5 protein-coding genes are annotated in these 5261 nt (G+C 71.0%); 2 read left to right on the top strand and 3 right to left on the bottom strand.

What is annotated here, in order from left to right; translation table 11 throughout:
- Window positions 1-76: 76 nt before the first annotated feature.
- Window positions 77-403 carry a hypothetical protein gene (locus E2E34_RS30885; protein ID WP_138905159.1) on the bottom strand — a complete coding sequence of 109 codons (327 nt, stop codon included), beginning with the start codon at window positions 401-403 and terminating at the stop codon, window positions 77-79.
- 293 nt (window positions 404-696) lie between these two features.
- Between E2E34_RS30885 and E2E34_RS30880 the strand changes: the two genes are divergently transcribed.
- Window positions 697-975 (top strand): type II toxin -antitoxin system TacA 1-like antitoxin, encoded by a 279-nt coding sequence (locus E2E34_RS30880; RefSeq protein ID WP_138905160.1) that lies wholly within the window; start codon window positions 697-699, stop codon window positions 973-975.
- Window positions 972-1358: a fic family toxin-antitoxin system, toxin component gene (locus E2E34_RS30875; RefSeq protein ID WP_138905158.1), complete on the top strand. Its 387-nt coding sequence runs from the start codon at window positions 972-974 to the stop codon at window positions 1356-1358. Before E2E34_RS30880 ends, E2E34_RS30875 begins: the two co-directional genes overlap by 4 nt.
- Window positions 1359-1502: 144 nt before the next feature.
- Here the strand turns inward: E2E34_RS30875 and E2E34_RS30870 are convergent, their stop codons facing one another.
- Both E2E34_RS30870 and E2E34_RS30865 read right to left on the bottom strand, forming a co-directional pair.
- Window positions 1503-2561 (bottom strand): vWA domain-containing protein, encoded by a 1059-nt coding sequence (locus tag E2E34_RS30870; RefSeq protein WP_138905157.1) that lies wholly within the window; start codon window positions 2559-2561, stop codon window positions 1503-1505.
- A 130-nt stretch (window positions 2562-2691) separates the two neighbouring features.
- Complete coding sequence (locus tag E2E34_RS30865) at window positions 2692-5151, bottom strand: CehA/McbA family metallohydrolase (protein ID WP_138905156.1); 2460 nt, start codon at window positions 5149-5151, stop codon at window positions 2692-2694.
- Window positions 5152-5261: the final 110 nt, after the last annotated feature.

Here is a 5261-nt window from a genome sequence, read left to right as displayed (position 1 = left end):
TCTCCGCGCCGACGCCGGCGCGGAGAGGCCCCCGCCCCTCCGCGCCACCCCCCTCAGAACGGCTGGTCGCGGAGCATCAGCATTCGTAGGCGTACTCCGCCCTGCCATAGGTCGAGTCCCAGCTGAAGGTGACGGACCGCCCGGCGCCGATGCTCTTGCAGCCGGGGTCCCAGGCCCAGTCGACGGAGACAGTAGCGTTGATCGTCTTCGCGCATATGTTCTTGACCTGCGCCCTGCCGTTGGCGTTGCTGGTCAGCGAGGCGCAGCCGACAACCGAGGCGGCCGGCGCGGCTCCGGCCGGCGCGGGGACGGCCGCCACCGCGGGGACCGCTCCGGTCGCGGCGAGCGTGCCCGCCGCGACCGTCATGGCCAGGGGCGTGAGGATCTTGCGAGTACGTGACATCTCTGGGGTTCCTTGTCCGTCGGATGTCCTCCCCCGAGTGGGGGCGGACCGCCCTGCTGGGGGCGACGCCAAGAGCCTGTTGGCGTCGAAGTCCCGGGACAACGGGAAGCGGCCGTCCCGGACAGGGTTCCGCTGTCCGGCCTGTTCGGAGCCGTGTCCGGCGACGTCCGGGACGCCGGCTCAGCCCGTGCTGCCGGCGGATCGCCGGGCGGCGGTCGCATCCTGCGGACGCGGAGGACTCCCCCGGCTGTGGTACCACTGGTACCGTTGGTGCCGTGACGGAACCCAGGGCCATGAATCTGCGCTTCCCCGACCCTGAGCAGCGGGCCGCGATCGCGGCCGCCGCGAAGCAGGAGGGGGTGAGCCTGCAGGAGTACATCCTCTCTGCCGCCTACGCCCGCGCGACCGCAGTCGAGCAGCGGTTCCTGGACGGCTTCAAGGAGTCGATGGCGCGCAGTGGCGCCGCGTTCGCCGCCGAGCCGAGCAGCGTCGATCCCTCACCGGAGCAGCGGGCCGCCGAGCAGCAGGCCCGCGCCGAGCTGGAGCGGCAGAAGCGGGGCCACGCCGCGTGAGCCGGCCCGAACCGCCGCACCCGCTCGACATCAGCTTCCTGCTGCACGCCGCCGAACTTCTCGACGGCGACCCGCAGGTCGACGACCTCGGACCGCTGTACGCGGCCGTCGCGCGCATCAACGCCGGCGCCATGGAACGCGACATCTACGGCTCTCTCCATCTCAAGGCCGGCGCCCTGTTGCAGACGCTGGCGAAACTTCCCTGCCTCGAGCATTCGGGCGAGGCCTTCGCCTGGCACTCCACCGAGGCCTACCTGGCCCTGAACGGCCACCGGCTCGACTACCCGCCCAAAGCCGCCGTCGTCCTGGTGCGCGACACCGCCGCCGGAATGCTGGGTGTGGCCCGCATCGCCCGCCAGCTCCGCGAGTGGACTGTCAGCTGACCCCGCCGCGTCGGGTCGTGTCGTACGGAGTGCCGCGCTCATGAGGAAGCACGGCTCGGGACCGGCGTCGGGTGAGGTCCAGGACCGGCCGGCCCTCGCGCAACTGGTCCTGGAGCACCCGCCGTTCGGCCTTCGCCGTGAGTGTCAGAGCATGATGAGCAGGCGTGTGTTCGGCTTGAGCTTCCTGTTCACCGAACGACTCTGCACGTAGACCTCCAGCTTGGGATTGCGCCCGGCCTTGACGGAGACGGTTCCCTGGATCCCCGTGCCGAACAGGAGACTGCGTGCCGCGTCGCCCGTGTACGCGCGGTCGGTGTCCTTCTCGACCACGATGACTTCCTTGTCCGGCTGAACCTGAACACGGGTGCCCAACTGGTAGTAGCACGCACCGCGTTCGTACGTCACACCCGGATGCGAGTCGACGAAGGACCGAATCTCGACCTCCCTGTCGACCTTCAGGAGCCGGTACTTGTCCGCCGGGACCGGTTCCAGGTTCGCTCGCACGTCGTCGACCGATATGTCCTGGCCGACCGCGAACAGGTTCTTGGTGCCGCGCACGCCCTGCTCGCGGCCACGGAGGAAGCTGGTGGCCGCGGCGCGCACGGTACCGATCGCCTCCTCGACGCCCTCTTGGGAATCCGCGTCCCAGATGGCGATGTTCCCGGCCGGGAAGCCATAGTTCTGCGCGGTTCGCTTCGCCAGGGAGTTCGGAACGAGGATCGCGGAAGTCCAGTGCCCCGGAAGGGCGCCCATCTTCGCCGCGATCCTGTCGAGCCAGGGGCCGAGGATGGCCATGTCACCGTCGTGCCGCCGGTCGCCGCCGGAGGCGTTCTCCTCGCCGTCCGTCACCACGATCTGGAGGAAACTGTGCTCGCCGTACGCCTCCCAGATGTGGCCCAGGTCGTCCAGGGACTTCAGGGATGCCTCGATGAGCGCAGTGGCGCCGTTGTGCACCTTGTACAGACCCCTCATGGACGGCAGATGCTTCACGTCCATGTCCCAGACCAGGTTCTCCACCCTGTGGTCGAAGGAGTAGAGGCTGATCCGGGTCTCGTGACCGAGGCTGTCCGACTCGGCCTTCAGGCCCGCCACGAACTCGTCGACCACGCGGATGAGTTGCCCCTCGTGCTGACGCATGGAACCCGAACAGTCCACGACCAGCGCGACGTGATTCACCTTGTGCTGGATCTTGTTGGCGGGCATGACTGTGCTCCTTCTCCGAGGCTCCCCGAGTGATGGCTGCACACTAGGGGGAGCCACTGACAACGGCCTTTGACGGACCTTCACCGCGGCCCGTCGTCGTCCGCTTCGGCTGTGACCGTCCGGGCAGGTCCTAGCCGGCGCTGATGGCTGTCACATGCGTGGTTCCGTCGCGCAGTGCGGTGATGCGGACCTGACCGGCCGAGAAGGGGTCGCTCCCGTTCGGGCCGGGTACGTGCGAGAACGGGGTCCAGGAGCCGTCCGGCTTCCGCACGTTGTGCCAGACCCGTCCGTCGAGTCCGACCGCCACGACGTGCGCGGAGCCGTCGGGCGTTCCCGCGATACCGATGGCGCTGGCCCCCATGGTGGCGGTGGTGACGCCCCGCGGGGGCCGGAAGCCGGTCCAGGAGCCGTCGGGCCGCCGCTGCTGGTGGTACACGATCCCGTCGAGTCCGATCGCGAGGACCTGGGAGGAGCCGTCGGGCATGCCGGTGATCGCCAGTGCGGGGCCGGAGAACGTCGGGGCCCCGTTGTAGCCGGCCAGGCGTCCCCAGGGCGTCCACGTGCCGTCACGCCCGCGGACGCAGTGGTACATGACACCGTCGGTGCCGAAACTGAGCAGTTGGGCGGAGCCGTCGGGCAGGGCCGTGATCGACACCTTCGTCGCACCCCAGCGGCTCTTCGCGGTGAAGCCGGGCAGCGCCCGGAACCCCGGCAGGGTCCCGTCGGCGCGGCGCTGCTGGTGGAAGGCGGTCCCGTCCATCGCGGTGGCGACGATCTGGCAGGTGCCGTCGGGGAAGGCCGCGAGGTCCGCCTCCCGTACGGTGAAATCGGTCCGGCCGTCCGGTCCGGCGACGCGCTTCCAGGGCTGAAGCGTGGCGGAGCCTCGTACGACGGTCAGCCACAGGGCGTTGTCGGGCGCGATGCCGAGCACCGCGACGGAGCCGTCCGCCATACCCGCCGCGGCGCTCTGGACCCCCGTGAACGAGGCGGCGCCGGATACCGCACCAGGCAGCGGACGCATGCCGCTCCACGATCCGTCGAGGCGGCGCTCGGTGTGGAAGAGCGCCCGCCGCTCGACGTCGTACGGGGGCAGTCGCGCGGAGTAGAACCACACCGGGTTGGTGATGGCCACCAGTTGGTCGAGTGTGGTGGAGGCGGGTTTGGGCCGGCGCACCTCGGCCCGGGCGAACAGGGATGCCTTGCCCCAGCCGCGCCAGCGCAGCTGCCCCTTGCCGCTGCCGTCGATGCACGTGGCGGCCATGATGCCCCACTCGGTGTACAGCGTGGCGATGCTGTCGGGGGCGCCCGTCACGTCCAGCGTCACGTCGACGGCGTCGAAGAGCGAGAGGGGCAGTTCCTCCCCCGGCCCGGCGACGGCCCCGCCGGCGCGGGCGGTGAAGTCCACGGTCACGGCCGCGGATTCGACGGCGTACGACCGTCCCCTGCGCAGTGCGTCGAGGACGGCGGGCGTCGACAGGCCGGCCGCGCGCACCACGTTGTGGGGCCGGCCGACGGCGTCCGAAGGGCTGTGGGCGTCGCTGTTGCCGACGGCGGCGACCCGCTTGCCGAGACACAGCATGACGTGCCAGGCGGCGATGTTGGCCGCGTCGTCGAGGGTCCACGGACCGTTCCACACCTCCAGCGCGTCCACGCGGTCGAGGCCGAACTCCCAGAACGATCCCGCTGCCGGAGTGAGCGGATGGGCGGCGATCGTGAGTCCGCCCAGGCTGTGCACACGCCGGGCGTGGCCGTCGAACACCCCCTTGTCGGCGGGGCCGTAGCGCCAGTCCACCCATTCGCCCGGGGGCAGGCCGACGGCCAGCCAGTGGCCGTGCCGGGTGGTGACCTCCTCGGCGTTGATGATCAGCAGGTCGTTCGGGATGTTGCCGTGCCACGTCACCCCGGTGGAGCTGGTGTTGTGGTCGGACGTGGCGAGGAAGTGCAGCCCCTCCTGGCGGGCGGCTGCGACGATCTCGTCCACCGTGTGCTTCCCGTCGGAGTGCACGCTGTGCAGGTGCAGGTCGCCCCGGTACCAGCCGGGTCCGCGGCCCGCCACGGCGGTCGGCAGAATGTCGTACGGGGTGCGGGGCAGCGGGTCTCCGAAGTGCAGGGTGACGTCGACCTGCCAGGCCATGCCGCCGGTGGCTCCGACCATCGGCCCCAGGATGACGGACCACCCGCCGGGCTCGACGGGGCCGGGCAGGTAGCCGGGAGTGGCGTCGGCCGCGGAGAGGGTGAAGCCGGAACGTTCGCCGCCCGACCAGCCGCGGAAGCCGGACGGACCGAAGATGCCGAGGTCCAGGATGCCGGCGGCGGCGTCGTGGGAGGTGGCGACGGAGATCCGTCGCACTCCGGTGGGGACGTCGAAGGCGACGTACGCCCACTGGTCGTTGCCGTACGGGGCGCGGCCGCGGTAGGTGGTGGTCACCGTATCGGTGCCCTGGCCTTTCGTGGCGGCGTGCGCGATCGGCGCGGGGACCAGCGCGGCGGCTCCGGCCGCCGCCATGACGGAGGCTGATCGGAGCAGGGATCTGCGCCCGACACCCGGGCCGGGGGCGGACTCGGCGTTCGGCGGGTTCTCACTCGACACGTCGGGGCTCTCCGTTCACGGAAGGGGAAGGGAAGGCGTGCGTGTGCAGGGCGCGCGCAAGGGTGCGTACGGGCGCGGGCGCGCATCCGTTGTGAGGTGGGGTGAGGGGG

The sequence above is a fragment of the Streptomyces albidochromogenes genome (assembly GCF_005981925.1).
Lineage (GTDB): Bacteria > Actinomycetota > Actinomycetes > Streptomycetales > Streptomycetaceae > Streptomyces > Streptomyces albidochromogenes.
Note: the sequence above shows the minus strand (reverse complement) of the source record. Positions and strands in the feature narration are given on the sequence as shown.

Excerpts from the sequence above, each read along its gene's own strand:
- E2E34_RS30885 (WP_138905159.1), bottom strand. The coding sequence starts at position 403 with ATGTCACGTACTCGCAAGATCCTCACGCCCCTGGCCATGACGGTCGCG.
- E2E34_RS30880 (WP_138905160.1), top strand. The coding sequence starts at position 697 with ATGAATCTGCGCTTCCCCGACCCTGAGCAGCGGGCCGCGATCGCGGCC.
- E2E34_RS30870 (WP_138905157.1), bottom strand. The coding sequence starts at position 2,561 with ATGCCCGCCAACAAGATCCAGCACAAGGTGAATCACGTCGCGCTGGTC.